Origin of the sequence: Achromobacter sp. B7, from assembly GCF_003600685.1 — a bacterium.
GTDB lineage: Bacteria > Pseudomonadota > Gammaproteobacteria > Burkholderiales > Burkholderiaceae_B > Achromobacter > Achromobacter spanius_B.
Genome location: NZ_CP032084.1, coordinates 558,920 through 585,633 on the forward strand (window position 1 = coordinate 558,920; position 26,714 = coordinate 585,633).

25 protein-coding genes and 1 pseudogene are annotated in these 26,714 nt (G+C 65.7%); 14 read left to right on the forward strand and 12 right to left on the reverse strand.

What is annotated here, in order from left to right:
* Positions 1–32: 32 nt before the first annotated feature.
* The 11 genes from mtgA to mpl all read right to left on the reverse strand — a co-directional run bounded on the left by mtgA (position 33) and on the right by mpl (position 14,128).
* Positions 33–758, reverse strand: coding sequence for a monofunctional biosynthetic peptidoglycan transglycosylase (gene mtgA, locus DVB37_RS02560; protein ID WP_046806542.1), 726 nt, complete (start codon positions 756–758; stop codon positions 33–35).
* 5 nt (positions 759–763) lie between these two features.
* Positions 764–1,627 (reverse strand): shikimate dehydrogenase, encoded by an 864-nt coding sequence (gene aroE / locus DVB37_RS02565; RefSeq protein WP_104145190.1) that lies wholly within the window; start codon positions 1,625–1,627, stop codon positions 764–766.
* Positions 1,624–2,481, reverse strand: coding sequence for a TonB family protein (locus DVB37_RS02570; protein ID WP_046806540.1), 858 nt, complete (start codon positions 2,479–2,481; stop codon positions 1,624–1,626). Before DVB37_RS02570 ends, aroE begins: the two co-directional genes overlap by 4 nt.
* Before the next feature lie 152 nt (positions 2,482–2,633).
* On the reverse strand, positions 2,634–3,722 hold the full coding sequence (locus DVB37_RS02575; RefSeq protein WP_046806539.1) for an ABC transporter ATP-binding protein: 1,089 nt from the start codon (positions 3,720–3,722) through the stop codon (positions 2,634–2,636).
* On the reverse strand, positions 3,715–5,493 hold the full coding sequence (locus tag DVB37_RS02580) for an iron ABC transporter permease (protein ID WP_120153722.1): 1,779 nt from the start codon (positions 5,491–5,493) through the stop codon (positions 3,715–3,717). The genes DVB37_RS02575 and DVB37_RS02580 overlap by 8 nt, the downstream gene beginning before the upstream one ends.
* Before the next feature lie 151 nt (positions 5,494–5,644).
* Positions 5,645–6,742 carry an ABC transporter substrate-binding protein gene (locus DVB37_RS02585; RefSeq protein ID WP_046806537.1) on the reverse strand — a complete coding sequence of 366 codons (1,098 nt, stop codon included), beginning with the start codon at positions 6,740–6,742 and terminating at the stop codon, positions 5,645–5,647.
* A gap of 139 nt (positions 6,743–6,881) precedes the next feature.
* On the reverse strand, positions 6,882–9,368 hold the full coding sequence (locus DVB37_RS02590) for an extracellular solute-binding protein (RefSeq protein WP_120153725.1): 2,487 nt from the start codon (positions 9,366–9,368) through the stop codon (positions 6,882–6,884).
* Complete coding sequence (locus tag DVB37_RS02595) at positions 9,355–10,026, reverse strand: response regulator transcription factor (RefSeq protein WP_046806535.1); 672 nt, start codon at positions 10,024–10,026, stop codon at positions 9,355–9,357. Before DVB37_RS02595 ends, DVB37_RS02590 begins: the two co-directional genes overlap by 14 nt.
* 128 nt (positions 10,027–10,154) lie before the next feature.
* Positions 10,155–12,056 (reverse strand): ribonuclease catalytic domain-containing protein, encoded by a 1,902-nt coding sequence (locus DVB37_RS02600; protein ID WP_046806534.1) that lies wholly within the window; start codon positions 12,054–12,056, stop codon positions 10,155–10,157.
* Positions 12,057–12,129: 73 nt separating this feature from the next.
* The gene (locus DVB37_RS02605; protein ID WP_046806573.1) at positions 12,130–12,732 is read right to left on the reverse strand and encodes a YqiA/YcfP family alpha/beta fold hydrolase; all 603 of its coding nucleotides are present in this window, start codon (positions 12,730–12,732) and stop codon (positions 12,130–12,132) included.
* 25 nt (positions 12,733–12,757) lie between these two features.
* Positions 12,758–14,128, reverse strand: a complete 1,371-nt coding sequence (gene mpl, locus DVB37_RS02610; RefSeq protein ID WP_120153727.1) for a UDP-N-acetylmuramate:L-alanyl-gamma-D-glutamyl-meso-diaminopimelate ligase — start codon at positions 14,126–14,128, stop codon at positions 12,758–12,760.
* 94 nt (positions 14,129–14,222) lie between these two features.
* Here mpl and DVB37_RS02615 point away from each other — a divergent pair, with 94 nt between their 5' ends.
* From DVB37_RS02615 to DVB37_RS02675, 14 genes and pseudogenes are all read left to right on the forward strand, one after another.
* Positions 14,223–14,756: a TlpA disulfide reductase family protein gene (locus DVB37_RS02615; protein ID WP_046806532.1), complete on the forward strand. Its 534-nt coding sequence runs from the start codon at positions 14,223–14,225 to the stop codon at positions 14,754–14,756.
* A 97-nt stretch (positions 14,757–14,853) separates the two neighbouring features.
* The gene (aroQ, locus tag DVB37_RS02620; RefSeq protein WP_120153729.1) at positions 14,854–15,288 is read left to right on the forward strand and encodes a type II 3-dehydroquinate dehydratase; all 435 of its coding nucleotides are present in this window, start codon (positions 14,854–14,856) and stop codon (positions 15,286–15,288) included.
* A gap of 88 nt (positions 15,289–15,376) precedes the next feature.
* Complete coding sequence (gene accB / locus DVB37_RS02625; protein ID WP_046806530.1) at positions 15,377–15,832, forward strand: acetyl-CoA carboxylase biotin carboxyl carrier protein; 456 nt, start codon at positions 15,377–15,379, stop codon at positions 15,830–15,832.
* A 9-nt stretch (positions 15,833–15,841) separates the two neighbouring features.
* A complete protein-coding gene (gene accC / locus DVB37_RS02630) occupies positions 15,842–17,188 on the forward strand; it encodes an acetyl-CoA carboxylase biotin carboxylase subunit (protein WP_046806529.1) in 1,347 nt (448 codons plus the stop codon).
* A 95-nt stretch (positions 17,189–17,283) separates the two neighbouring features.
* On the forward strand, positions 17,284–18,210 hold the full coding sequence (gene prmA / locus DVB37_RS02635) for a 50S ribosomal protein L11 methyltransferase (protein ID WP_120153731.1): 927 nt from the start codon (positions 17,284–17,286) through the stop codon (positions 18,208–18,210).
* A 26-nt stretch (positions 18,211–18,236) separates the two neighbouring features.
* Positions 18,237–18,302: pseudogene (locus DVB37_RS28595) on the forward strand (zinc-ribbon domain-containing protein); the annotation flags it as partial.
* 384 nt (positions 18,303–18,686) lie between these two features.
* The gene (locus DVB37_RS02640; protein ID WP_240434124.1) at positions 18,687–19,763 is read left to right on the forward strand and encodes a DUF3426 domain-containing protein; all 1,077 of its coding nucleotides are present in this window, start codon (positions 18,687–18,689) and stop codon (positions 19,761–19,763) included.
* Positions 19,764–19,775: 12 nt separating this feature from the next.
* The gene (locus tag DVB37_RS02645; protein WP_046806526.1) at positions 19,776–20,717 is read left to right on the forward strand and encodes a carbohydrate kinase family protein; all 942 of its coding nucleotides are present in this window, start codon (positions 19,776–19,778) and stop codon (positions 20,715–20,717) included.
* 215 nt (positions 20,718–20,932) lie between these two features.
* A complete protein-coding gene (locus DVB37_RS02650; protein WP_046806525.1) occupies positions 20,933–21,436 on the forward strand; it encodes a glycine zipper 2TM domain-containing protein in 504 nt (167 codons plus the stop codon).
* A 394-nt stretch (positions 21,437–21,830) separates the two neighbouring features.
* Positions 21,831–22,070 (forward strand): acyl carrier protein, encoded by a 240-nt coding sequence (locus DVB37_RS02655; protein ID WP_046806524.1) that lies wholly within the window; start codon positions 21,831–21,833, stop codon positions 22,068–22,070.
* A complete protein-coding gene (locus DVB37_RS02660; protein WP_120153735.1) occupies positions 22,048–23,235 on the forward strand; it encodes a D-alanyl-lipoteichoic acid biosynthesis protein DltD in 1,188 nt (395 codons plus the stop codon). Before DVB37_RS02655 ends, DVB37_RS02660 begins: the two co-directional genes overlap by 23 nt.
* The gene (locus DVB37_RS02665; protein ID WP_104145181.1) at positions 23,232–23,384 is read left to right on the forward strand and encodes a hypothetical protein; all 153 of its coding nucleotides are present in this window, start codon (positions 23,232–23,234) and stop codon (positions 23,382–23,384) included. The genes DVB37_RS02660 and DVB37_RS02665 overlap by 4 nt, the downstream gene beginning before the upstream one ends.
* A 7-nt stretch (positions 23,385–23,391) precedes the next feature.
* Complete coding sequence (locus tag DVB37_RS02670; RefSeq protein WP_120153737.1) at positions 23,392–24,519, forward strand: MBOAT family O-acyltransferase; 1,128 nt, start codon at positions 23,392–23,394, stop codon at positions 24,517–24,519.
* 16 nt (positions 24,520–24,535) lie between these two features.
* Positions 24,536–25,981, forward strand: a complete 1,446-nt coding sequence (locus DVB37_RS02675; protein WP_120153739.1) for a D-alanine--poly(phosphoribitol) ligase — start codon at positions 24,536–24,538, stop codon at positions 25,979–25,981.
* A 51-nt stretch (positions 25,982–26,032) separates the two neighbouring features.
* Here DVB37_RS02675 and DVB37_RS02680 read toward each other — a convergent pair whose 3' ends face one another.
* Positions 26,033–26,593, reverse strand: a complete 561-nt coding sequence (locus DVB37_RS02680; RefSeq protein ID WP_046806520.1) for a YggT family protein — start codon at positions 26,591–26,593, stop codon at positions 26,033–26,035.
* Between the last annotated feature and the right edge of the window lie 121 nt (positions 26,594–26,714).

Consider the following 26,714-nt stretch of genomic DNA (forward strand, 5'->3'; position numbering starts at 1 on the left):
GCAAGAATGCGTCACGGGGACGTCAAGGCGGATCAGGGGATGTCCACCATCTGCATCCGGCGGGTCAGTACCCCCACGCGGGAGTTCAGGTAATTGGAATTGCGGCGGGTGTCGTAGAAGCGTGGGTTGGGCAGCATGGCGGCCAGCCGCGCGGACTGGCTGGCGCTGAGGTTGGCGGCCGACGTATTGAAATAGTGCTGCGCGGCGGCTTGTGCACCAAAGACGCCCACGCCCCACTCGGCCACGTTCAGATACAGCTCAAGAATGCGTTCCTTGCTCATGACGTGTTCGATCATGTAGGCCAGGACCAGTTCCTGCCCTTTGCGGATGTAACTGCGCGAACTGGACAGGAACATATTCTTGGCCAGCTGCTGCGTAATGGTGGAGCCGCCGCGCATCTTGCTGCGGCCGGCTTCTTCCTGGCGCTGGTTGTATTCCCAGGCCTTGCGGATGGCGTCCCATTCGATGCCGTCGTGTTCGGTGAACTTGGAATCCTCGGACGCCACCACCGCGCGCTTGAGGTTGCGGCTGATCTTGTCGTAGGGGACCCATTCGTATTTCAGCTGGAAGGCGGGGTTGCCTTCGCGCAGGCGCGAGCGTTCTTCGCGCATGATCGCGCTGCTGCCGGGATCGCGGTAGTTGTACCAGACCACCTGCGAGAACAGCCAGAATTGGTACAACAGCACCGCGCACACCAGCGCCATCAGCACGCCGGTGATGATCCGGAACCAGGATCGGCCCTGCTTGCGCGTCGCCATGCCGCTTAGTGTCCGGCCGCCAGGGCCTCGCGCAGCGCGGCCAGCACCGGCGCCGGGTCGGGGCGCACGCCATGCCAGATCAGAAAGCTCTCGGCGGCCTGGCCCACCAGCATGCCCAGGCCGTCGGCCGTCAAGCTGGCCCCGTCGGCCTCGGCCTGCTTCATGAAGGCAGTGGGCTTGGCGCCGTACATCATGTCGTAGGCGGCGGCGCCCGGCGCGTACAAGCCGGGCGGCAGGTCCGGCGCGGCATCCTGCAAGCCGCTGGCCGTGGCATTGATGACCAGGTTCCAGCCGCCGGGCCGCGCGGCGTCGGTCAAGCCGCCCGCCGTGACCTGGGTTTGGGGCGACACGCCGGTGGCGCGCCAGGCATCGGCCAGTTCCAGCGCCTTGGACGCGGTGCGGTTCACGATGTGGATGCGCGCGCAGCCGGCTTGCGCCAGCGGTTGCAGCACGCCGCGCGCCGCGCCGCCCGCGCCCACCATCAGCACGGCGGCATCGGCCAACCGCAGGCCCAGGCGTTGCAGGTCCGACACCAGGCCCACGCCATCGGTATTGCAGCCGTGCCAGGCGCCATCGCGCCAGGACAAGGTGTTGACGGCGCCGGCCAGGCGCGCGCGGGCCGACAGGTGGCCCGCCGCCAGCGCGTAGGCATCCAGCTTGAAGGGCACCGTGACGTTCAGCCCCAGCCCGCCCTCGGCCACGAATGCGGCCACCGCTTCGCCAAAGCCGTCGACCGGCGCCAGCAGGCGCTCGTAGCGCAGCGGCTTGCCGGTCTGCTGGGAAAACATGGCGTGGATCTGGGGCGAGCGGCTGTGCGCGACGGGGTTGCCGATGACGGCGTAGCGGGCAAGAGGGGGCGCCTCGGTCATGGGGCTTGGGTTTCCAGGGTGTCGTTGACGAAATGCCACGTGCGGGTGATGACCAGCACGTCGGTATCGCGCGCGATATCGGGGGGGAAGGGCGGGAAAGGCGCGGCCAGCTGGACGATGCGGCGCGCGGCTTGGTTCAGCACGGCATGCGGGGACGGCTGGTCGATTTCCACGTTGGCGATGCTGCCGTCGGCGCGCACCGATACGGTAATGCGCAACGACCCGTAGATGCGTCCGCGCGCCTCGTCCGGGTAGTGCTGGGTGCCGACCGTTTCAATGCGGGCACGCCACGCGTCCAGGTAGGCGGCGTAGCGCGAGGCTTCGGCAGACGGCGCGACGAACTGCTTGCGGGGTTCGTTGCTGTATTGTTGGACGCGCGCGGCCAGCGCGGCAACCTGGGCATTCTGGATCACGCTGGCCTGGTCCTCGGCGTCCTTGCCCAGGTCGGCGCCGTCGGGCCAGGGGTTGACGGCCTGGCGTTCGGCGCCGGCCTGTTGCGCCGAGCGCAATTGGGTCATCAGGCGGGTTTGTTCGGCTTCCAGCTGCACCTGGCGGCGGCGCATGGCTTCCAGCACGATGGTCTCGGCGGCTGCGCCGGTCTGGGGCAGCGGCGTGGTGGTCATGCCTTGTTCGGCATTGCCGCCACCGGTCATCTGGTTTTGCGCCTGGGCGCGCGGCGCCTCGGGCGGGGTTTCGCTGCGGGCGTTCAGCAGCACCACTTCCAGGCTGGTTACGGGCGGCCGGGTAAGCGCGGGCACGCCGAAGCGCCACGCCAGGGCGCCGGCGTGCACCAACAGCGATATTGCAATGCCGATGCGCAGGTAGTGCTGGGCGGGAGCGCCCAGCCACCGCATATAACGGCCTAGCGGGGAGGAGGAATCAGGGCGTTGCACGGACGCATTGTAAGGCGAGTCCGCGCCGCCCGGACAGGCCGGCCAACCGCTTGTAACAGCTATTGGACGGCATGCCGGGATGGCGGGCGAGCGGCCGGCGCCGCCCGGCCCGATCAGGCCTGCTTGCGCGGGAACACCCACACCTTGCTGGCCGGCAGGGCCAGGCGGCTGGGGCCGGGTTCGCGGCCTTCGGGACCATAGGCGCGCAGCGCCAGGGTGTTGGCCGGGTCCGCGTCGGGCGTGCGGAACAGGTATTCCCAGCGGTCGCCCAGGTACATGCTGGTCAACAGCGGCATGTCGATGTGGTTGCCGTCGGGGTCGTCCGCCAGGCGCACTTGTTCAACCCGGATCACGGCGGTGCCGTCCTGGCCGGCCGACACGCCTTCGCCCGCCTTGCCCCACAGCGCCCAGCCACGGCCCTCGATGCGGGCACGGCCATCGCGCACTTCGGTGACCTTGCCTTCCAGCCGGTTGTTGCTGCCCATGAATTCCGCCGTGAACAGCGTGGACGGCGAGCCGTACATTTCCTGCGGCGTACCCTGCTGTTCGATCTTGCCGTTGTTCAGCAGCAGGATGCGGTCGGAAATGGCCATGGCTTCGCTCTGGTCATGCGTCACCATCAGGGCCGACAGCCCCAGGCGGATGATCAGTTCACGCAGGAAGGCGCGGGCTTCTTCGCGCAGCTTGGCGTCCAGGTTGGACAGCGGCTCGTCCAGCAGGATGACGGGCGGGCTGTACACCAGCGCCCGGCCGATGGCCACGCGCTGTTGCTGGCCACCCGACAGCGCATGCGGATGGCGCTGGCCCAGCTTGCCCAGGCCCAGCTGGTCCAGCACGGCCTGCACGCGTTCGCGCACTTCGGCCGACGGCACCTTGCGCAACTTCAGCGGGTAGGCCACGTTTTCAAACACGGTCTTGTGCGGCCACAGCGCGTAAGACTGGAACACCAGGCCCAGGTTGCGCTCTTCGGCCGGAATCTCCTTGCGCGCGCCGCCGTCATAGACGATGCGATCGCCAATGGTGATGCGGCCGCGCTTGGGGCCTTCCAGCCCGGCCACGGCGCGCAGCAGCGTGGTCTTGCCGCTACCCGAGGGGCCCAGCAGCGACACCACTTCGCCTTGGCGCAATTGCATCGACACGCCCTTCAGCACGGGGTTGTCGCCGTAGTCCAGGTGCAGGTCTTCTACAGAAAGCTCAATCATGAAGTTTGACTCCGAATCGCAGGGCGATGCCCAGGCCGATCACGACCAGAACGATATTGATGAAGGAAAGCGCGGCCACGATGTCGATGGCGCCCGAGGCCCACAGCGACACCAGCATGGAACCGATGGTTTCCGTGCCGGGCGACAGCAGGTAGACGCCGGTGGAGTATTCGCGCTCGAAGATCAGGAACATCAGCAGCCATGAACCGATCAGGCCGTACTTGGCCAGCGGCACCGTCACGTGGCGTGTGACCTGGCCGCGGCGCGCGCCGGCGCTGCGGGCGGCCTCTTCCAGTTCGGGGCCCACTTGCAGCAGGGTCGACGAAATCAAGCGCAGCCCGTAAGCCATCCAGACCACCGTGTAGGCCAGCCACACGCTGAAGATGGTGCTGCGCATGGCGCGCAGCCATTCGATGAAGTTCTCGCGCAGCCAGTCGGCGAACGGCAGCGCCGACAGCCAGCCGTTTTGGTCCACGTCCAGGGCGTTGTCCAGCCACATCGGCACAAACAGGAACACCCACAGGAAGGCCAGGCCGGCCAGCAGGCCGGGCACGGCGCGCGGCACCAACACGCTGTAGTCCATGAAGCGCGTCACGTTGTCGGGCTTGCGGTGCATGGCCAGGCCCACGAACATGTAGCACATCACCGCCAGCGCGCCGCCGAACACCCCGATGGCGACCGAGTTCACAATGGCGCGGATCAGGTTGGGCTGTGCGAAGACCGTACGGAAGGCGTCCAGCGACAGCACGTCGAACAGCGACACGCCCATGCCCCAGTTGGACACGAACGCGCGCAGCAGCACGCCCAGCAGCGGCACGATGATGGTGACCACCAGCCAGAACGCCACGACCGCGCCCGCCGCCCAGCGCCACTTGCCCAACGGCAGCGGACGAGCGCGCGAGGCTTTGCCCTTGACGGTGACGAAGCGATTCGCGGTACGCATCAAACGGCGTTGCAGCATCACCAGCGGAATCGTCATGCAGATCAGGATCACGGCCACGGCGGCCATCAGGTGATACGACGGAATGCCCAGCTTGTTGGTCAGCTTGTACAGGTACGTGGCCAGCACCAGGTTGCCTTCGGGGTCACCCAGCACCAGCACCAGGCCGAACACCTCCAGGCCCAGGAAGAACAGCAGCACGGTGGCGTACAGCATGGCCGGGCGCACCATCGGCAGGCTGACCGACACCATCACGCGCAGCGGCGACGCGCCGGCCACGCGAGCCGCTTCTTCCACGTCGGAGCCCATGCTGCGCAGCGCCGACGAGATATACAGGTACGCGTGCGGCACGTGCGTCAGGCCGGCGATGATGACGATGCTGGTCAGCGAATAGACGTTCCAGGGCACGAAGCCCAGGATGTTCTGCGCCCAGATCGAGAAAAAGCCCACCGGGCCGGCGGCCACGACGTAGCCAAAGCCCAGCACCATGGGTGACACGAACACCGGCACCAGGATCAGCGGTTCGATCCAGCGGCGGCCGGGCAGGTCGGTGCGGATCATCAGGAAGGCCAGCATGCCGCCTAGCGGAATGGCGATGATGGCCAGCCCGAAGGCCAGGATGAAGCCGCTTTTCAGCGCCTTGTAGAAATCCGGGTCCGCGAAGATGAAGCGGAACGCGTCCAGGCTGAAAACCTTGGACGGGGCAAAGAAGGGCGCGGATAGAAAGCTTTGGACGATGATGAACGACAACGGCACATAGATGGCGAGGGCCGTAATCAACACCACCACGCCGCGCGGCAGGGACTGCCATTTTCTGCGCAATGACTGCATGGGGAAATCCTGTATTCAAAGTGACGCGACGGTCGCGCCGCCCGGGTAGGGGCAGGCCCGCCCGGGGGGCGGTCAGGCGGGCGGCAGGCTGCCGTCCGCTACGCGTATGGGGCGCCGGGGCGGGCGCGCCGCGCCCCGGACCCGCGCGGCCTTACTTGCCGGCCGCGGCGCGCCAGTCCTTGATGAACTGAAGGCGCTTGGTCTGCTCAAGGTAGTCCAGCAGCGTTTCGTTGACCGGAATCGGCTTGAGCGAGGCGCCCAGCTTCTTGGTCATGCCGTCCACATCGTTGTCGCCGTCGATGTCATCGCGCACCGAGGCCAGGTCGGCCTGGTTGGCCATGATTTCCTGGCCCTTCCTGGACAGCAGGTAGTCCATCCACAGCTTGGCGGCGTTGCGGTTCTTGGCCTTCTTGCTGATGAACGCCACGCGCGACAGCACCAGCGCGTAGTCGGTCGGGTAGGCCACGCCCAGCGACGGGTCGGACTTGGCGCGGGTTTCGGCGTACGAACCCAGGATGTTGTAGCCGATCAGGTTTTCACCCGAGGACACGCGTTCCATCATGGTGCCGGTGGACGATTGCACGACCAGGCCGCCCTTGGCGATGTCTTTCAGCGTGTCGAAATACTTGGGGTCGTTGGCCTTGTCCTGCACGGCCAGCATGAAGCCCACGGCCGACTTTTCGATGTCGTAGGTGGTGACCTTGTTCTTGAACTTGTCGGGCTGGCTGGCAATCAGCTTGGCCAGCGCGCCGTGCGTGGTGGGCACTTCGGCGGCGGGGATCAGGCGCTTGTTGTAGATGAACACGGCCGGCTCGTAGGTCGTGCCGTAGGCCGAATCCTTCCAGACGGCCCAGGCCGGCAGCTTGCCGGCTTCGGGCGACTTGTATTGCAGCGCGTAGTCGGTGGCCAGCTTCAGGGCCGAATCCATCGACGAGCTCCAGACGATGTCGCCGCTACCGCCGCCCGCCGCCTGCTCGCTGATGTAGCGGTTGTAGAGCTCGGTGCTGTTCATGTCGTTGTATTCGACCTTGACGTCCGGATACAGCGCTTCGAAGCCCTTGATGATGGGGCCGGCGGCCTTGGTGTCGGTGGTCGAATAGATGACGACCTTGCCTTCCTTCTTGGCGCCGTCCAGGATCTTTTGATAGTCGGCCGGGTAACCCGCCGGCACGGCCTGCGCGAAGGCGCTGCCGGTGGCGATGGCGAAAGCTGCGGCGCAGGCGGCCGCCAGTTGGGACTTGGCAAGCATGTGTTCGTCTCCGATTGGAATTGGTCTATAGCGGGATCTGGGTCCAGCCTGCGGCCATCTTAGGAGGCGGCGTCTGTCGTCGTCCTGTCATGGGGGCGATAAGCGGCTAGGGGTAATCCCTGGCCTTGCCGCGCCCGGCCTACGGCCGCTTGGGCGTGTCCGTCACCAGCCGCACCCAGTTCTGCACGAAGCGCGAATGCCGTCGCTGGTCCAGCCCCACCAGCAATGCCGGGCTTAACACCACCGGCTGCACGATGCCTTGCGAGCGCGCCAGCACGGCCTCGGAGGTCCAGCGGCCCGGCGTGTCTTCCATGATGGAACCCAGCGCCGCGTGGCTGGACGCCACCTGCTGGCCGGCCGGAGACAGCAGCCAGTCCACCAGCGCGCGCGCCAGATCGGGGCTGGGCGCGCGCCGCGAGATCAGCACCGACCGCGCCAGCACCAGCACATAGTCCTGCGGAAACACCACGCCGATCTTGCTGCCGGCGGCCTGGCGCGACAGGGCGTATGAACCCAGGATGTTGTAGGCCAGGTCCAGTTCGTCGTTCTCGATGGCGTCCAGAATCTGCGCGCTGGTGGGCGACAGCCGCACGCCCACTTGCCCCATCGCGTTGGCCAGCCCCCAGAAGTTGGACGACACCAGTTCGTCTTGCTCGGCCAGCAGATAGCCCAGGCTGCTGGCGGCGATGTCGTAGGTGCCGACACGGCCTTGCAGGCTGGCTTGCTCGCGTTCCAGCAGGCGCAGGATGTCCTGCCGCGAGCGCGGCACGGTGGCCTCGGTAAAACGCTTGGGGTTGTAGACGATGACGGCCGGTTCGAACGTGAAGCCGTAGACCTCGTTGCGCCAGACCGCCCACGACGGCAGCTTGGACGCGTAGGGCGACGAGTACGCCTGCGCATAGCCGTCGTTGGCCAGCCGGATCTGCAAGTCCGACGCCGAACTCATCAGCACGTCTACGTTTTTCAGGCGCCCGTCCACGGTCGCTTCGTACAGGTCGCGGCTGCTGATTTCGCGATACACCACCGACACGTCGGGTCGCAATGATTGAAAGCCCTGGATCAGCGGCGCGACGACGGGCGTGTCCGTGGGCCCGGCGATGACCAGTGTGCGCGACGTGGGCTGCGGCGCGGGGTAGCGCGTGACGATTTCGTCCAGATCGGCCGCGCGCGCATCCTGCGGGGCGGACACCAGCAGCATCGCCGCCGTGCACGCCGCGCCCAGCCACGCCGCCACGTTGCGTCCGGCCGGCTGTTGTTGCAGCGGCAGGATGACGCGCGCGGACAGGCCGCCGCCCGGCCGATCATGCAGCCATAGCGACCCCCCGTGCGCCGTCGCCACCGAACGCACGATGGCCAGCCCCAGGCCAGATCCCGGCTGCGACTCGCCAGCCCGTCCGCGCGTAAAGCGCTGCTGCACGGCTTCTTTTTCGTCGTCCGAAATGCCCGGCCCGCGATCGGACACCGTCAACGCCACGCGGAAACCGGCTACCGGCGTGGCCTGGATGTCCACCGTGCCGTCGGGCGCATAGCGCAAGGCGTTGTCCACCAGGTTGCGCAGCATCTCGCGCAAGGCCACCCGGTCACCGGCCAGTCGCGCGCGGCGCACTTCCGGCGCGATCTCGATGCGCAGGCGCTCGGCTTCCACCGGGCCGATGCGTCGGCGCGTTTCGTTGATGGTCTCGGCCACGCCCACGGATTCCGGTGGCCCCTTGCCCAGCCGGTGCGTGATGGTGGCGTCCATCAGCAGCTGGTTGATCAGCTGGCTGGCATGCGTGGCGTTCTGGTGAATGCGTACGATGCGTTCGCGCAGCCGCTTGGGGTCGGTCTCGTCCAGCGCCACTTCGGCTTGCGCGCGCAGCGAGGCCAGTGGCGTGCGGACCTGATGCGTGGCGTCGGCCACCAGCGTGTTCAGCGTGTCCATGATGATGGACAGGCGCTGCATGAAGGCGTTCAACGCTACGACCAGGCGGCGCACTTCGCGCGGTACGGGCGTGGTCACGGGCGTCAGGTCTTCGGGGGCGCGGGTGCGCAGGTCGCGTTCCAGCACGGCCAGCGGCGCAAACGCGCGCTGCACGCCAAACCACAACAGGCCCAGCGCCACCAACGACACCACCACCAGCGGCAGGACGCCACGCCCCAGTATTTCGTCGGCCAGTTCATCCCGCGACCCCAGGGTCTCGGCCACCCGCACCGTGACCCAGCCGGCATGCTGGCTGGCCGACACCAGCCGCCCCACGGTCGCCACGCGCACCGGCTCGTCGTGGTAGGTGACGTAGGCGAACACCGGCGTGGCGGCTTGCGCCAGCGGCAGCTTGGGCGCCAGGTCGCCATAGCCGGTGATGAGGTGACCATTGGAGGTGCGCGCTTCGTAAAAGACCCGTTCGCCGCCCGACAGCATGGCCAGCGACGACACTGGCGGCTCGACGGTGACGCCTTCGTCATCGATCTGCACGGACCCCGCAATGGTCAGCGCCGACGCGGCAAGCAGGCGGTCGAACGCCTGCTCGGCGGCGCGCTGGGCATAACCCCGCAGGAAAAAAACCAGCCCGATCAGCGCGCAGGCCAGCAGCGCCGCGCCCAAGGTGAAGACGCGGCGCCGGATCGAGGCGCTTTCAGGGATGTTCATGGCTGCGGGCCTGATAGCCGACGCCGCGCACGGTGATGATGTCGATCGACGCGCCCGCCAGCTTCTTGCGCAGCCGCGAGATCAACAGTTCCAGCGCGTTCAGCGAACCGTCGTCCAGGTCGAACAGCTGGTTCATCAGCCGCTCTTTCGCCACGGTCTGGCCAATGCGGCCCACCAGGATCTCAAGCAGGCGGAATTCGCGCCGGCCCAGTTCCAGCGGTGTACCCGCCAGCGTCACGCTGCGCCCGGCCAGGTCCAGGCTTAGATTGCCGTAGGAGGTGGTGCTGCTGGTTTGCCCGGCCGGCCGGCGCATCAGCGCGCGCAGCCGCGCCTCAAGTTCACGCAGGTCGAAGGGCTTGACCAGATAGTCGTCCGCGCCCAGGTCCAGCATGTCGATCTTGTCTTCGATTTCAGCGCGCGCGGTCATGACCAGCACCGGCGCTTCCAGCCCGGCGGCGCGCAATTCACGGATGACCGAGAAGCCATCCTTGCCGGGCAGGTTGATGTCCAGCACCAGGGCGTCCCAGGTTTCGTCCAGGCCCCAGCGCAAGGCCGCGACGCCGTCGCGCACCCATTGCACGCTGTGGCCGGCCGACCGCAGCTTGCTCTCCACCGCATCGCCCAGATCAAGGTTGTCCTCGACCAGCAAAATGCGCATGTTGCGTCTCCGTCTTGTTATGGTCCTCTGCCGCGGGCAACCCCTCTTGCGCAATGGCGGGAGGGGCTGCCCGCGGCAGGGACGTTTTTTATGCTTTTGTTACGTTGCGCTGTCGCGCTGGATGCATCCTACGTGCTTGCGGGCTCGGGAGCCAGCTGGCCGACATACCGGCAGTCCAGTTCCAGCGCCAGTTCATCCATGCCCAGGATGTCGATTTCAACCGGCGTGCCGCGTTCCAGTTCGGGCATGCCGCCCACGCGCGTCACCAGCGGCGCGTTGGCAAATCGCACCAGATCATCGCGCAGCACGTGCGCCACCGTGCGGGTGATGCCGTTTTGCTTCAACCAGCGCAGGCACCAGTAGCGTTCCATGGCGCTTTGGAATTCGGCCCAGGCCGCGTACTGCGCATCGAACGCGCCGATGATGGCGAACAGGTCGGCGTCGCGCGGCTTGAACGGCGCCACCAGACGCGCCGATACGCCGTGTTCCACCGCGGCGATCAGTTGCCACTGGTTGACCAGGTCGACATAGCGGCGCAGCGGCGACGTGCTCCACGCATACTGCGGCACGCCGATAGCTTCGTGCGGCAAGGCCTGCGTGCTCATGCGCACGCGGCCCGCCTGTTGCGACCGATAAATGCCCGGCACGCCGTGTTGGTGCAGCAAGCCGCCCCACAGGTTGTTGGCCAGGATCATGTATTCGGCCACCATGCGGTCCAGCGGCGCGTTGCGCTGACGCGGCACCAGGCGCACCGGCGTGTCCGGGTCGTCGGGGTTGCCGTCCAGGTAGAAGCTGTATTCCACGCGGGAATTGTTTTCGGGCTTGCCGCGCACGTTTTCGCGTTGCGCCGACAGCGCCTGCGCCAGCTTCCACAGCGGACGCAACCAATGGCCGTAGGGAATGTCGGCCGACGGGTCGGCCAGGCTGGCCTCGGTGACTTGCGCGTCCAGCATGTTGTGGCGCAGGTTTTCACGCACCACCACCCGTTCCAGGCGCGTGTCGGATTCGATGATTTCGCCCGTTTCCGGGTCGGCCACCACATACAGCGACAGCACCGGCACTTCGCGCCCGGCATCCAGCGAGAACGCCTTGATGACGTTGTCCGGCTGCATCGGGATCTTGTCGCCCGGCATGTACACCGTGGACAGGCGGGCGCGCGCCAGCTTGTCGAATTCGCTGTCGCGGGTCACGGTCAGGCCGGGGGCGGCCACGTGCACGCCCACGCGCAGGCGGCCGTCGGGCAACGTCGTGACGGACAGCGCGTCGTCGATCTCGGTCGTGGTGACGTCGTCCACCGAATAGATCTCGGCATCGGACAACGGCAGTTCTCGGTCGATGGGCGGCAGTTCCAGTTCCGGGAATTCCAGGCCGCGCGGGAAGTTGACGGCCAGGAAGCGGCGCTTGTGCAACGCCAGCGCGTGCGGCCATGCGCCCAGTTCCAGCAGCAGGCGGTCGGGGCTTTTGCCCAGCTTGGCGCAGGCGGCGTCCAGCGCCTTCCATTGCTGCGAATTCTTGTCCGGGCGGATCAGCAGCGTTTCGGCAACCTGGGCAATGGGTTCGGGCAGGCGGCCGGCGGCCATCTCGTCGACCCATTCCTGTTGCTGCTCGGCCTGGCGCTGCTTCTTTTCCAGCGCCGCCAGCGCAGCGGCCAGGATGTCCGGCGGGGCAGGGCGGTAACGGCCCTTGCCACGGCGGTGAAAGTACGCGGGCGCACTGTGCAGGCGCATCAGCAGGGCGGCATGTTCCACCGGCGTGGGGGCGTGGCCGAAGTAGTCGGCGGCCAGCGTGGGCGTGTCGAACTCTTCTTGCGGCGCGCATTCCCACAGGAATTGCAGATCCAGTTCGTCGGCGGCCGCGGCCGCCTGGCTCATCAGCGCCGCCGGTTCGGGCGACGCGAAATTGAACAGGGTATTGGCGCGCTTGATCTTGCTGCGCTTGCCCGACTCTGACTCCACCTGCAAGCTGGCGTCGGTTTCGGACAGGATGTTGCCGGCCTTGAAGCTGCCGTCATCTTCGTAAAACACATACATGGTGGGGATCTTCCTGGGCGGCGCGTACGCACCGCCTTGCGCAGCGAAATAGAGTGTTGATGTCTGGTACTGATTATTGAGGGCTAACCTGCTTGCCGCCAAGGGCGAATTCAAGCACCTCGGGCATCCAACGTTCGAAGTCGGACAAACCGTGGTCGCTGCCTTCGACGATACGCTGCCGGCAGCCCGCGTAGCGATCGCGCATTTCACGCCAATCCAGGACCTCGTCGCCCGTGGCCGCCAGCAGGAAGTACCGGTCGGGATGGGTGATGCGGGGGACGTGGATGGCGGCCAGTTCGTCTACATATTCAGGCAAAAAGACGAACGGCGCGTCGGAATGATACATGTGGTGCTCGCCGACCTGGGTGGCCAGGTCGCGCGCGGCCTCGACGGCCGGGTTCAGCAGCACCGCCTTGCAATCCAGTTGTTCTGCCAGCCAGGTGGCGTAGAAACCGCCCAGGGACGAGCCCACCACGGTCAGCGCCCGGGGGCTGTCCGCGCCTTGCACTTGGCGCTGCGCAATGTCCATCGCCAGCGCAATGGCTTGCCGGGGGCTGGCGGGCAGCTGGGGGCAGGCCCACTGCGCGGCCAGGCCAAGCCCGGCCATGGCATCGGCCATCTGCCGGGCTTTGGTGGAACTGGGCGAGGAACGAAAACCGTGCAGGTAGAGAATCATTTCGTGCTCGTCCAATAAAGAGGGATCAGCGGCGTGCCCGCAGCGCGTCCAGCAGCTTGCCATGGACGCCGCCAAACCCGCCGTTGCTCATGACCAGCACCTGGTCGCCGGGGCGGGCGGCGGCGGTCACGGCCGCGACCAGCGCGTCGATGTCATCGTAACTGGAAGCTCGGTCGCCCAGCGGCGCCAGGACCTCGGCCGGATTCCAGCCCAGCGCATGCTTGCCGCTGTGGGCGCCAAAGCAGAACACCAGGTCGGCGTCGGCCAGCGCGTCGGGCAGGCGGGCGGCCATGGTGCCCAGCTTCATCGTGTTGGAGCGCGGTTCCAGTACCGCCAGGATGCGGGCCGACCCGACTTGGCGGCGCAGCCCTTGGACGGTGGTGGCGATGGCGGTGGGGTGGTGCGCAAAATCGTCATAGACCTTGACGCCGTCCACGGTGCCGCGCAGTTCCATGCGGCGCTTCACGCCCGCAAAACGCGTCAACGCGGCAATGCCTTCCGGGGCCGACACGCCCGCGTGCTCGGCGGCGGCCAGCGCGGCCAGCGCGTTCATGCGGTTGTGCTCGCCGGTCAGGTTCCAGCGCACGGTGCCGATGTCGACCTCGCTGCGTATCACCGTGAAGGCGCCGTCATCATCCGGCGGGGATGCCTGCCAGGCGCCATCCGCGCCGAACGCGACCGTTTCAGACCAGCAACCGCGCGCAATCACGCGGTCCAGTGCGTCGCAATGGGCGGGCCGTACGATGCGGCCGGACGCGGGAATGGTGCGCACCAGATGGTGGAATTGCGTTTCGATGGCCGCCAGATCGGGGAAGATGTCGGCGTGGTCGTATTCCAGGTTGTTCAGGATGGCGGTGCGCGGGCGGTAATGGACAAACTTGGACCGCTTGTCGAAGAACGCCGTGTCGTATTCGTCCGCTTCGATCACGAAGGGGCGGCGCGTGGGGTCATAGCGGGCGGATACATGCAGGTCCGCCGCCACGCCGCCGATCAGGAAGTTGGGGGCAAGGCCGGCGGCTTCCAGGATCCAGGCCAGCATCGAGCTGGTCGTGGTTTTGCCATGCGTGCCCGCCACCGCCAGCACGTGCGCGCCCGGCAGGATGTTGTCGCCCAGCCATTGCGGGCCGGACACGTAGCGCGCGCCGGATTCCAGAATGGCTTCCATCAGGGGGTTGCCGCGGCTGACGACGTTGCCGATCACGTACAGGTCGGGGGCCAGCGCCATCTGGTCCGCGCCAAAGCCTTCGATCAGGTCGATGCCTTGCTCGGACAACTGCGTGCTCATCGGCGGGTATACGCCCGCATCGCAACCAGTGACCTTGTGGCCGGCGGCCCGCGCGATCAGCGCCAAGCCGCCCATGAACGTACCGCAGATGCCAAGAATGTGCAGGTGCATTGAAAACTCTCCTGTCCGGCATTGTATATATAGCGGCCACCGGCCATGCCGCCCGGGCAGCGCGCAAAATACCGGCAGCGGTTATGATCGCGCCATGAATCGACGCCTACTTCTATCCGCCGGCGTGGCCGTGGCCGCCACGGTCGCCGGGGGCTATACCCTGTTGGGGCAGAAGTCCCGCACGTCTGCACCGCCCACTGAGGCCGGCGACCCGGTTGCCGCCTTGATGCAATTGCAGATGCCCGACCTGCATGGCGCGACGCAGTCGCTGGCCAACTGGAAGGGCCAGCCGATGGTGGTCAATTTCTGGGCAACGTGGTGCGCGCCGTGTGTGCGCGAGATGCCGGAATTGGATGCCTTGCAGAAAAAATACCCGAATGTCCGCTTTGTCGGCATCGGCGTTGATTCCGCAGCGAACATGCAAAAATTTGTCGAGAAAGTGCAAGTTTCGTACCCCTTGTGGGTGATCGGGGCAGGTGCGATCGATACCTTGCGCAAGCTGGGCAACCCCAGCGGCGGCTTGCCTTTTACCATCGTGTTCAACGCTGATGGCGCAATTAACCGGAAGATACTGGGCGAAATTCAACCCGACGATCTGAACCAAACCTTATCCGGTTTGAAGGCATAAGTCTGTTGGACAAATAGTAGGAATTGGCGTAAAAAGCTGGTTTATCGGCTGTTTTGCCAACAATTCCACCGTTGGCAATCCACTCATTGGCAAGCGCATGGCGCAAAACATACTGGTATTGCATGGCCCGAATCTAAACCTGCTTGGCACCCGGGAACCTCATATCTACGGCAGTTTGACGCTGCCTCAGATCAATGAGCGCCTGGAGCTGCTTGCAGGGGAATTGGGCGCCAAGCTGGCTGCTTGGCAAGGCAATCACGAAGGCGCGCTGGTTGACCGCATTCAAGCGGCCCGGCAAGACGGCACAGACTTCATCATCATCAACGCGGCGGCTTATACGCACACCAGCGTCGCTATCCGCGATGCGCTGGCTGGGGTCGCGATCCCATTTATTGAAGTACATTTGTCCAATCTGTATAAGCGAGAGCCCTTCAGGCATCACTCTTATCTGTCCGACTTGGCGGTAGGCCTTATCTCTGGCCTGGGCGCGGACGGCTACGAGGCGGCTCTGCGTTACGCAGTGCGGCACTGATCTCGCACCAAACTCACGGCTTTTACATCTTATACGGCGCGGACCCCACGCTGGGACGCCGCCGACACTATCTCGGGAAGCAGCTTCTATGGACCTTCGAAAACTCAAAACCCTGATCGACCTGGTGGCTGAATCGGGTATCGCCGAGCTGGAAATCACCGAAGGCGAAGGCAAGGTACGCATCGTCAAGTTCTCGCAAACCTTGCAGCCGGTGGCTTACCACCAGCCCGAAGCCGGCGCGCAAGCCGCGCCCGTCGCACAAGCCGCCGCGCCCGCCGCGCCGGCCGCCGAAGCCGCCCCGGTCATCCAGGGCCACGTCGTCAAGGCGCCGATGGTCGGCACGTTCTACCGTTCGCCGAACCCGGGCGCCGCCCCGTTCATCGACGTGGGCGCCACCGTCAAGGAAGGCGATCCGCTGTGCATCATTGAAGCCATGAAGCTGCTCAATGAAATCGAAGCCGACAAGTCCGGCGTCATCAAAGAAATCCTGGTCGAAAACGGTGAGCCCGTCGAGTACGGTCAACCCCTGTTCGTCATTGGCTGATAGCTGAAAATGTTCGAAAAAATCCTGATCGCCAATCGGGGCGAAATCGCCCTGCGCATTCAGCGCGCTTGCCGTGAGCTGGGCATCAAAACCGTGGTCGTGCACTCCGAGGCTGACCGCGAGGCCAAGTACGTGCGCCTGGCCGATGAATCCGTGTGCATCGGGCCCGCGCCGTCGCGTGACAGCTACCTGAACATGCCGGCCATCATTTCGGCCGCCGAAGTGACGGATTCCGAGGCAATCCACCCGGGTTACGGGTTCTTGTCCGAAAATGCCGACTTCGCCGATCGCGTCGAAAAGAGCGGCTTCGTCTTCATCGGCCCGCGTCCCGACACCATTCGCCTGATGGGCGACAAGGTCAGCGCCAAGCGCGCCATGATCGAAGCGGGTGTGCCGGTGGTGCCCGGTTCTGAAGGCGCGTTGCCCGAAGATCCGCAGGAAATCATCCGCATTGCGCGCGAAGTGGGCTACCCGGTCATCATCAAGGCAGCAGGCGGCGGCGGTGGCCGTGGCATGCGCGTGGTGTACACCGAGGCCGCGCTGTTGAACGCCGTCACCATGACGCGTTCGGAAGCGGGCGCCGCGTTCAACAACCCGGAAGTCTATATGGAGAAGTTCCTTGAGAACCCTCGCCATGTGGAAATCCAGGTGCTGGCCGATGGTGGCCGCAACGCCGTCTGGCTGGGTGAGCGCGACTGCTCCATGCAGCGCCGCCACCAGAAGGTCATCGAAGAAGCGCCGGCTCCCGGCATCGCCCGTCGCGCCATCGAGCGCATCGGCGACCGCTGCGCCGACGCTTGCCGCAAGATGGGCTATCGCGGCGCGGGCACGTTCGAGTTCCTGTTTGAAAACGGCGAGTTCTATTTCATTGAAATGAACACCCGCATCCAGGTCGAACACCCGGTCACCGAACTGATCACCGGCATCGACCTGGTGCAGCAGCAGATCCTGATCGCCGCTGGCGAGAAGTTCACGCTGCGCCAACGCGACATCGCCTTCAAGGGCCATGCCATCGAATGCCGCATCAACGCCGAAGATCCGTTCCGTTTCGTGCCCAGCCCCGGCCGCATCACCAACTGGCACACGCCGGGCGGCCCTGGCGTTCGGATTGATTCGCACGCCTACAACAGCTACTTCGTGCCGCCCAACTACGATTCGATGATCGCCAAGGTCATCACGTATGGCGATACGCGTGACCAGGCATTGGCGCGCATGCGCATCGCGCTGTCGGAAATGGTGGTGGAAGGCATTTCGACCAACATCCCGCTGCATCGTGAATTGCTGCAAGATGCCCGCTTCATCGAAGGCGGCACCAGCATCCACTATCTGGAAAACAAGTTGGCTCAGCGTCCCTGACCGACGACCCGGGGCCTCACGGCCCCTTTTTACGTTTTATGGTCTATCGGGCCGCGGCGCGAGCCGCGGCCCGATGGCCAGATGGAAGAATAATCATGCGTGAACTCGTGCTCCATTGCCTGGAGGCTCAGGCCGAAGCCCTGTCGGACGCGTTGCTCGAAGCGGGCGTGCTGTCGGTGTCCGTGGAAGACGCCGATTTCGGCACCGATGACGAACGCCCCTTGTTTGGCGAACCGGGCACCGAGCCCGACGTGCAGGCCTGGGACCGCAACCGCGTCGTGGCCTTGCTGCCCGATGGCGCCGATCCCACGCAGATCATGGAAGAAGCCGCGTCGGCCGGTGAGCTGGACCCGACGCTGTTTGCCGGCTGGACGCTGCGCGACGTGCCGGACGCCGACTGGGTGCGCCTGACGCAATCGCAGTTTGGCCCCATCCACATTGCCGAACGCCTGTGGATCGTGCCCAGCTGGCACCGCGACAATCCCGATGTGCCCGGGCTGGACCCGGCCACCGCTGAAGAGGGCGCCATCCATATCGAGCTGGACCCGGGCTTGGCGTTCGGCACGGGCAGCCATCCCACCACGCACCTGTGCCTGGCCTGGCTGGAAGCCGAATTGCCCGCCGGCGCGACCGTGCTGGACTACGGCTGCGGCTCGGGGATTCTGGCCATTGCCGCGCGCAAGCTAGGCGCAGGCCCGACCTTGGCCGTGGACATCGACGCGCAGGCCGTGCAAAGCACGGCCTACAACGCCGAGGTCAACCACGTAGCACTGCAAGCCATGCTGCCCGACGCGCTGGCCGACGGCACCTTCCAGGTGGTCGTGGCCAACATCCTGTCCAATCCGCTGAAAGTGCTGGCGCCGATGTTGGCCGGCCGCGTGGCAGAGGGCGGGCATCTGGTGCTGTCCGGCGTGCTGGAACGCCAGGCCGAGGAAGTGGCTGCCGCCTACGCGCCCTGGATGGCGATGTCGGTCTGGCGCGCCCGCGACGGCTGGGTTTGCCTGCACGGCCAGAAGGCCTGAGCACCGCTTAGGCAGGATCGCATCACATGGCTTTGACCACCCGCTGCCCGCAATGCGGCACCACGTTCAAGGTGGTGCCGGACCAGCTGCGCGTCCGTAACGGCCTGGTGCGCTGCGGCGCCTGCTCGACGGTTTTCGACGGCCGCGCCTGCCTCTTGCCCGGCGCCGACGCGAAGGCGCTGCCGCCCGTGCCGCCAGCCGCGCGTCCCGCAACGCCGGCCCCGGCCGCAGCCGCCGCCGCGCCGGTCCTCTCGCGGCCCTCGGTAGAGCCGCGCCAGGTTCCGCCCTGGGAAGACGAACCGGCCTCGCATCCGCATGCCCCGGCCGCCGCGCCGACGCCTGCCGCACCAAGGCCTGCTCCGGCAGTGCCGCCAGCCCCCGCCACGCCTGCGTACGCCCCGATGACGCCGCCGCCGCCGCCGGGCCGAGCCGAGCCGGTAATTCCGGCCGCCGTGGCGCCTGCCGCTGCGCCCGCCGTGCTGCGCGGGCGCGACGCGATACGCCGCCACGTCGAGCCCGACGATAAGCTGCCGGAAGACGAGTTTGACGACGAAGGCCCGTTGGACCGGGACCTGGAAGATGAAATGCGGGACGACCGGCATGGCCGCGTCCAGACGTATCGCCCCGAACCCATCATCGCCACGCCGCGCGGCAACGAACCGGTGTTCAACTGGCAGGACCGGGCCGACGAAGACGACCGAGACGATCATCGAATCGACGATCGGGATCACGACCGCGACCACGATCACGACCGCGACCGCGACCAAGACCGCGATCACGACCACGACGATCACCGCATAGGCCACCACGATGACCCGCGCGTCGATCACCGCAACGTCTCCCGCGATCGCACCCCCCGCCACCACGACGTTCGCCAGCCTTACGTCGCCGACCACGCCCTGAGCCGTCACGACGCCTACCGCGCCGACGACGACGGCCCCGGCTTTGACGACGGCATCGAGCCCGTGCTGGGCGATGCGCGCACGCGATATTCCAGCGCCACCGATGTGGGCCGCGCCCCGCCCGAGTTCCTGGACCAGGACCGTACCGAACGCCGTGGCCTGCTGCGCAAATTGTGGGGCTATGCGTGCCTGTTGGGCCTGATCGCGCTGGGCCTGCAACTGCTATACGTTTACCGCACCGACATCGCCAACTCCGTGCCGGCCGTGCGCCCGGTGCTGGAAGCCGCGTGCAAGCCGCTGGGCTGCACGGTCGGCTACGCGCGGCGCTTGGAGCGCATCGCGATTTCCTCGTCGTCATTGCAACCGCCCACGGGCGCCGCCGCCATCGACGATGGTCGCAGCCGCCTGGTGCTGAACCTGGTGCTGCGCAACCGCTACGACAAGCCGCAGCATTGGCCGGCGCTGGTGCTGGACCTGACGGATCTGTCCGACACGGTCGTGGTGCGCCGCGTGTTGCGGCCCGAAGACTACCTGACGCCCGAGCAACTGCGCGGGCCGTTCGCGCCGGCGGGCGAGCTGAAGATTTCCGTGCCCATTGAAGTGACTGGTGTTCAGGTCAATGGCTACCAACTTGATAAGTTCTTTCCTTAAAGGATGACACGCATGGCAACCCCCGTCCTGGTTTGCGGTTCGATGGCGTTCGACACGATCGCCGTGTTCGAAGGCCGCTTCAAAGAGCACATTCTTGCCGACCGCATCCAGTCGTTGAGCGTGTCGTTCCTGGTGCCCAGCATGCGCAAGGAATATGGCGGTTGCTCGGGCAACATCGCCTACAACATGAATCTGCTGGGCGGCAAGCCGCTGCCCGTGGCCACCGTGGGCGAAGACGCCGGCGAATACCTGGAACGCCTGTCGGCCCTGGGCATCGACATCGCCCGCGTCAAGGTGATTCCCGATACGTTCACCGCGCAGTGCTTCATCACCACCGACCTGGACGACAACCAGATCACCGCTTTCCACCCGGGCGCCATGTCGTTCTCGGCCGACAACGACCTGAGCGATGCGCAAGCGGCCTGGGCCATCGTTGCCCCGGACGCCAAGGAAGGCATGTTCGCGCACGCCGAACGCCTGCACGCGCGTGGCATCCCGTTCATCTTTGACCTGGGCCAGGCGATGCCGCTGTTCGACGGCGCCGACCTGGAACGCATGCTGAAGATGGCGCGCGCCCTGACCGTGAATGACTACGAAGCCGGCGTTGTCGAACAGCGCACGGGCCGCGGCATGGCGGACATTGCCGCCACGTTGGAAGCCGTGGTCGTGACGCGCGGAGCCGAAGGCGCCACGCTCTTGACCGGCGGCAAGACGATCCAGATCGCGCCGGTGCGCGCCACGCAAGTGGTCGACCCGACCGGTTGCGGCGACGCGCAGCGCGGCGGCCTGCTTTACGGCCTGACCAGCGGCTGGAACTGGGAAGACAGCTGCCGCCTGGGCAACGTCATGGGCGCCATCAAGATCGCCTCGCGCGGCCCGCAGAATCACGCGCCGTCGCGCGCCGATATCGACGCGGTGCTGCACGCCACCTACGGCATCCACTTGCCGGCTTGATCGTTTTATCCGGACTTCGAGACACGGGAACCGCCGCGCGATTGCGCGGTCGAACGGACGTTGAAAATCACCGATGCGACGGCGCGAATATCGCGCTGTCACAAGGTGATTGCTGGCTTTGGCCGTGAGTTTCAGTGTGTTGCAACCGCGCCTGCCCGGGGTAGTGCGCGGGGTATGATCAGTTTTCGTCGGCAGTGCCCGATCGAGGAGTCCAAATGAATCAAAGTAAATCTCTTTCCCTGGTGACCCCGCGTACTGGCCGGTGGCTGGCCATCGCGGCCGTCGTGACGTCGATGGCTGTGCTTGGCGGCTGCGCGAATCGCAGCGCGTCCAGCGGGGTATATAGCTACGACCAAGCCCAGCGTGAGCAGATCGTCCGTACGGGCACGGTCACGGGCGTGCGCCCGATCGTGATCCAGAATGACAAGTCCAGCGGTGTCGGCATGTTGGCCGGCGGTGCGCTGGGTGGTGTGGCCGGCAACGCGGTTGGCGGCGGCACGGGCCGCACCATCGCCACGGTTGGCGGGGCCATTCTTGGCGCGCTGGCGGGCAACGCGGTCGAAAACCGCGTTGGAACCAACTCCGGCTATGAAGTCACCGTGCGCCTGGACAACGGCGAAACCCGTGTCGTGGCGCAAGAAGCCGACGTGCCGATCAGCGTGGGCCAACGCGTCCAGGTGATCAGCGGCGCAGGCCCCACCCGCGTCACCCCGATGTAATTCCCGAAGCCCGCGCAAGCGGGCTTTTTCGATGCGCGCCGACGCGTATGAAGGCCCCGATTATCGGGGCCTTTTTTTGCCTGAAAGTGTCGCTCCGCCGCAACGAGAACCCCGGGATTTACCCGCAGGCGTTACGTTTCCCTGCCTTTTCTCGCGATTTAGCCCAAAAGTTTCATGGCGATTCGACGGCCAAAGTGCAATGATTGCGCCTGCGATCGATGTCAAGCTTTCGCGGCGATGTAACCAAGTGCGTCCCTGTGGGCGTCCCTGCGTGCTCCCCGACATCGTTCTGGATCGCTGAATCCCGTCAGTTGAGCTTCAGCTTTTTTCTGTATTCTCGTCACCTGAATCCCAGGGGCGGGGATGTTTTGCCGACAAGGCAACTGCAATATCTATGCATACCGAGCAAGAACTCCACACCAAGATCGGCGAGATCGTCGAGTCGATCGTCATGAAGAAAGTCACCCCCGATACGCAGTTGATCGCCACGGGTCTGGTCGATTCCCTTGCCGCCGTGGACATCACGCTGGCTGTCGAATCCGAGTACGGTTGCAGCATCCCGGCTCCTGAAATCGCGGAACACCTGCAGTCGGTCCGTACGCTTGCCGGCTATGTCGCTGCCCATACTGCATAACACCCGGTTCTTGTCCCACGTCGCGGCCGCCGCGACGGCAGTAGCACTGGCGATAGGCGTGTACTGGGGCGCGGACGATGTGCTTAGCCGCATCGTGACGCCCGCCGCCTCGCCCATGGCCGCCGCTGCCGACAAGAGCAACTACCTGCCTAATCTCGGGCCGGACTGGGGCACTCAACACGTCAACCTGAATCGCCTGGGCAACGCCCTGAGCGACGGGACGCTGGTCGTGCTGGGTTCGTCCGAATTGTCCAGCCACGACCTGCGCTTCGTGCCTTACCGCTTCTTCCCTGAAGAACTGAAGGTGCCGACGCTGGCGTACGGCCACGCCATGTTCCAGTCCTACGGCATCGTCAGCGTGCTGGAGTCCGTGGCCGATTCCCTGACGCCCAACACGCGGTTGGTCATCATGGTGTCGCCGGCCTGGTTTGCCTCGGGTGGCCAGCTGCCGCGCAGCGCCTTTGCCGAGCACGTGACGGGCCCCGTCTGGGACCGCCTGTGGGATCAGCCCAGCACGCGCGAGCAGATGCAGAACTGGATCAGCGACAACGCCAACTGGGGGCTGCTCTGGCTGATCGCCAATGGCCAGGTAGCTGAACTGAAAGACAAGCTGTCGCTGTGGTGGCATGCCCGCAAAGAGCCGGCGCCCGACCGTCCGCGCACCAAGCTGTCGGTGCCCGCGCACCGCTTCGTGTCCTGGCCATCCGCCGCGCGCCTGAACGAAGGGCAGTGGGGCCGGCTGACGCATGAAGCGCGCGAAGTCGAACGGCAGCTGGGCGGCAACAACCCCTACGACGTGCGCGACGATTACTACAAGCAGTACCTGGCGCCGCTGTATTCGCCAGCGCGCAACGAGTTCGCCGACGTCGACCCGATCACCCGCACCGAGCTCGGAGATCTGTCGCGCGTGATGGCCTTGCTGCAAAAGCGCAAGGTCAAGGCGTACTTCGTCATTCAGCCGTTCAACCCCAAGCTGATCCTGGACGTCGAAAGGTTCGACCCGGTGGTGGCCGCCATCACCGGCATGTGCCAGCGCTATCAGATGGGCTGCCTGGACCTTTACAGCATCCCGTTCGAACCGGGCATGGTGCGCGATGACATGCATCTGGCCGAGCTAGGCTGGGCCTTGGCGGACCAAGGTATTGCGGAGTACTTTTCCCGATGAAATTTTTTCGCAAGGACGGCGCCGGGCGCCGCTTCTTCTGGCATTTGTGCCTGTACATCGGGGTGATCCTCGTATTCGTGCTTCAGGCTCAGCCCACCACGGGCAGCGGCGGACCGATCAAGGTCGAATTCCAATACCAACAGTTCTGAGCGTGCCATGGAATTGTTCGCAAGCTTGAGCTTTTTTGGCGGCGCCCTGTGCGGCGGCCTGGGCCTGTTGGCGTATCGGTCGTTCGGCATGCCGCTGCGCATCGGTTATCGCCACATCATCGGCGTGATCTGCCTGGGCGTCTGGATGGCGGTCTTCTGGGCGCGGCCGTATCAGCCCATCGCGCTGCTGGCCATCTCGGGCAGCGCCTTGTGGGCGGTCCGCCGCAACTACATTCCGACGTGGCTGGCCGTCATCATCACCATGACGCCGCTGCTGCTGGTCAAGACGGGCGTGTCGCATCTGGGCGCCATGCTGGGCCTGTCGTTCGCGACTTTCCGCGCCATCGATGTGCTGCTGTTCGCACAGCGCAACGAACGCGTGTCGCCGCTGGACTACTTCATCTACCTGTTCTTCCCGCTGACGCTGCTGGCCGGCCCGATGTACCGCTGGCGCAATTTCCAGGCCGACCTGAAGCGCGGCTATGAAGGTGTGAACCTGAACACGTGGCTGATCGGTCTGGAACTGATCATGGTGGGCGTGATCCAGAAGTTCGGCCTGGCCGAGCTGATCTGGCGCTATGGCCTGGCCACGCTGGACGCGCACGATTATTCGTTCACGGGCGTGGCGTTGAACGCGTCGCTGTACAGCGCGTATCTGTTCTTCGACTTCGCCGGCTATTCGACGATGGCAATCGGCATCGGCATGCTGTTCGGCTTCACCTTGCCGATCAACTTCCGCAATCCGCTGGCCACGCTGAACCCGCAGGATTTCTGGCGCCGTTGGCACATCAGCCTGTCCGAGTGGCTGCGCGACGTGGTGTTCATGCCGATCTACAAAGCGCTGAGCAAGACCAGGTTCTTCGGACGCCATCGCATGGCGGCGCAGAACATCGGCATCTTCGCCACGCTGCTGGCCATGGGCGTGTGGAACGGCCTGTCGCTGCACTACATCGTCAGCGGGCTGATGTTCGGCGCGTATTCGGTGGGTCACAACCTGCTGATCAACGCGTCGCGCACCCGCCCCGCGTTGCAGGCCACGCTGGCGCATCCGGTGATGCGCTTCCTGGGCCGCGTGCTTACCTTGATCCTGGCTGCGCTGGCGCTGTACGTGTTCAGCGGTCGCAGCCCCATCTGACGCCGGGAGTTTCGGCATGCGTTTCGATCTGAAATCGTTCCAGTTCGTGGATACGGACGTCTCGCCCGACGCCCTGGCCATTGCCGCCGCCGACCGCTCGCTAAGCTGGTCGCAGTTGCGCGACGAAGCCCAGGCCTGGGCGGACGTGGCGCGCAAGCAGGGCGTGGCCCCCGATGTGCCGGTGGCCATCTACGGCCACAAAGAAGCGTCGTTCTTCGTCGCCATGGTGGGCGCACTGCTGATCGGTGCGCCGTTCGTGCCTGTCGACACCATCTACCCGGCCGACCGCCTGCGCCGCATCGTCGAGATCGTGCGCGCCGCGGCTGTCTATGATGCGGCCTCCGATACCTTCACGCGTGGCGAAGGCGCGATGCTGGCTGAACGCGGCCTGGCCTATGTGATGTTTACCTCCGGCAGCACGGGCGACCCCAAGGGCGTGCAGATCGGCCGCGAAAGCGTCGGCCTGCTGGGCGACTGGATGCTGGGCAGCTTTGGCCTGGGTGACGCGCCGGTGTTCATGAACCAGGCGCCGTTCAGCTTTGACCTGTCGATGTATGAAGTGTTTGCCACGCTGGCCTCGGGCGGCGCCTGTGTGTTGAACGCACGCGAGCAGATCGCGGCGGCCGGCACGTGGATGCCGCGCCTGGCAGAGCATGGCGTGACGGTGTGGGTGTCGACCCCGTCGTTCGCACACCAGCAGTTGGCCAACCGCGACTTTTCCCCCGCGACCTTGCCGGCGCTGCGCACGTTCCTGTTTTGCGGCGAGCCCTTGCCCGCCGCGCTGGCCAAGAAGCTGCGCCTACGCTTTCCCGATGCCGTCATCCTGAACACCTACGGCCCCACGGAAGCCACGGTGGCAACCACCTGGATCGAAGTCACCGACGCGGTGCTGGCCGCGCACGATCCGCTGCCCGTGGGCCATGCCAAACCCGATAGCGTATTGATCGTGGACGAAGGCGAGATCTGCATCGTGGGCGACCACGTGATGCGCGGCTACCTGAATCGGCCCGATCTGAACGAAGCCAAGCTCTACACCTATGAAGATGGCCGCCGCGCGTTTCGCACCGGCGACCTGGGGCTGATGCAGGAAGGTGGGCTGCTGTTTTGTCGTGGCCGCATGGACGACCAGATCAAGCTGAACGGCTATCGCATCGAGCTGGCCGAGATCGATGAGGCATTGCATGGCCTGCCGGGCGTGGAGGGCGGGGCGTGCGCGGTCCTGCGCCGGCCCGATGGCACGGCGGTGCGCTTGATTGGTTTCGTGGCGGGTGTGGCCCAAGAGCCCGATGCGCGCTTTCTGGCGCCCGACGCGCTGGCCGGCTGGAAAGAGCGGCTGTCCCAGCGGCTGCCGCCGTACATGGTGCCGTCGGAACTGGTGGCCTGCCCGGCGCTGCCCATGTCCAACAACCACAAGATCGACCGCAAGAAGCTGGTCGAGATCTACGCCGGCATTCCGGCCTAGCGCGCTGACAGGAAAACAGGAACGGGGCGCAATGCCCCGTGTCCTGGTTTACTACAGGCCCATCATGCGCTGGCTTAGGTTGGCCAGCACCATCAGCAGGATCTGCGCCACGATCAGCAGCACCAACGGCGAAAAGTCGATGCTGGTGCGCGGCAGGATGCGGCGGATGGGGTCCAGCATGGGCGCGGTCAGCGCCTGCAACAGCGGCATCATCGGCGCCGTCGGGTTGACCCAGGACAGCACGGCCTGGATCAGCGTCAGCCACACCACCAGGTTCAAGGCCCACTTGATGGCCATGATCAACGCCGAACCCATGGCGGCCGGCAGCAGCGCGGCGGGAATCAGTGCGCCCAGCGCCACCAGCCAGATCAGCACGATATAGAACAGCGCGGCCAGCCAGGCGGCAACCAGGCTGGTCCAGTCGATCTTGTTGCCTGCCGGGATGACCTTGCGCAGCGGCAGCACCAGCCAGTTCGTGGCTTGGTAGATCGTGCGCGCCAGGGGGTTGAAAGCGTGGAGGCGGATCGCGTGCATCCAGGCGCGGGCAATCAATGCCGCGCCAAACAGCGTGAACACGATTTCGAGTAGGAAGCGGAAGATTTCACCGAGCATGGACGCGATCACCCAAAAAAAGAGGAGTCAATTGTCGCACGCTGCGCGCACATATTGCCGCCGCATTTGACGGATGGCGCAGGCGCAAAAAAGCCGCCCGGCCAAGGCCAGGCGGCTCTAG

Coding starts and splice junctions, on each gene's coding strand:
- DVB37_RS02575 (WP_046806539.1), bottom strand. CDS start 3,722: ATGATTGAGCTTTCTGTAGAAGACCTGCACCTGGACTACGGCGACAAC.
- mpl (WP_120153727.1), bottom strand. CDS start 14,128: ATGCACCTGCACATTCTTGGCATCTGCGGTACGTTCATGGGCGGCTTG.
- DVB37_RS02585 (WP_046806537.1), bottom strand. CDS start 6,742: ATGCTTGCCAAGTCCCAACTGGCGGCCGCCTGCGCCGCAGCTTTCGCC.
- mtgA (WP_046806542.1), bottom strand. CDS start 758: ATGGCGACGCGCAAGCAGGGCCGATCCTGGTTCCGGATCATCACCGGC.
- DVB37_RS02675 (WP_120153739.1), top strand. CDS start 24,536: ATGCGTTTCGATCTGAAATCGTTCCAGTTCGTGGATACGGACGTCTCG.
- DVB37_RS02650 (WP_046806525.1), top strand. CDS start 20,933: ATGAATCAAAGTAAATCTCTTTCCCTGGTGACCCCGCGTACTGGCCGG.
- DVB37_RS02665 (WP_104145181.1), top strand. CDS start 23,232: ATGAAATTTTTTCGCAAGGACGGCGCCGGGCGCCGCTTCTTCTGGCAT.
- aroQ (WP_120153729.1), top strand. CDS start 14,854: ATGGCGCAAAACATACTGGTATTGCATGGCCCGAATCTAAACCTGCTT.
- prmA (WP_120153731.1), top strand. CDS start 17,284: ATGCGTGAACTCGTGCTCCATTGCCTGGAGGCTCAGGCCGAAGCCCTG.
- DVB37_RS02580 (WP_120153722.1), bottom strand. CDS start 5,493: ATGCAGTCATTGCGCAGAAAATGGCAGTCCCTGCCGCGCGGCGTGGTG.
- DVB37_RS02680 (WP_046806520.1), bottom strand. CDS start 26,593: ATGCTCGGTGAAATCTTCCGCTTCCTACTCGAAATCGTGTTCACGCTG.
- DVB37_RS02590 (WP_120153725.1), bottom strand. CDS start 9,368: ATGAACATCCCTGAAAGCGCCTCGATCCGGCGCCGCGTCTTCACCTTG.
- DVB37_RS02655 (WP_046806524.1), top strand. CDS start 21,831: ATGCATACCGAGCAAGAACTCCACACCAAGATCGGCGAGATCGTCGAG.
- accB (WP_046806530.1), top strand. CDS start 15,377: ATGGACCTTCGAAAACTCAAAACCCTGATCGACCTGGTGGCTGAATCG.
- DVB37_RS02645 (WP_046806526.1), top strand. CDS start 19,776: ATGGCAACCCCCGTCCTGGTTTGCGGTTCGATGGCGTTCGACACGATC.
- DVB37_RS02600 (WP_046806534.1), bottom strand. CDS start 12,056: ATGTATGTGTTTTACGAAGATGACGGCAGCTTCAAGGCCGGCAACATC.
- DVB37_RS02570 (WP_046806540.1), bottom strand. CDS start 2,481: ATGCGGTGGCTGGGCGCTCCCGCCCAGCACTACCTGCGCATCGGCATT.
- accC (WP_046806529.1), top strand. CDS start 15,842: ATGTTCGAAAAAATCCTGATCGCCAATCGGGGCGAAATCGCCCTGCGC.
- aroE (WP_104145190.1), bottom strand. CDS start 1,627: ATGACCGAGGCGCCCCCTCTTGCCCGCTACGCCGTCATCGGCAACCCC.
- DVB37_RS02605 (WP_046806573.1), bottom strand. CDS start 12,732: ATGATTCTCTACCTGCACGGTTTTCGTTCCTCGCCCAGTTCCACCAAA.
- DVB37_RS02615 (WP_046806532.1), top strand. CDS start 14,223: ATGAATCGACGCCTACTTCTATCCGCCGGCGTGGCCGTGGCCGCCACG.
- DVB37_RS02670 (WP_120153737.1), top strand. CDS start 23,392: ATGGAATTGTTCGCAAGCTTGAGCTTTTTTGGCGGCGCCCTGTGCGGC.
- DVB37_RS02660 (WP_120153735.1), top strand. CDS start 22,048: ATGTCGCTGCCCATACTGCATAACACCCGGTTCTTGTCCCACGTCGCG.
- DVB37_RS02595 (WP_046806535.1), bottom strand. CDS start 10,026: ATGCGCATTTTGCTGGTCGAGGACAACCTTGATCTGGGCGATGCGGTG.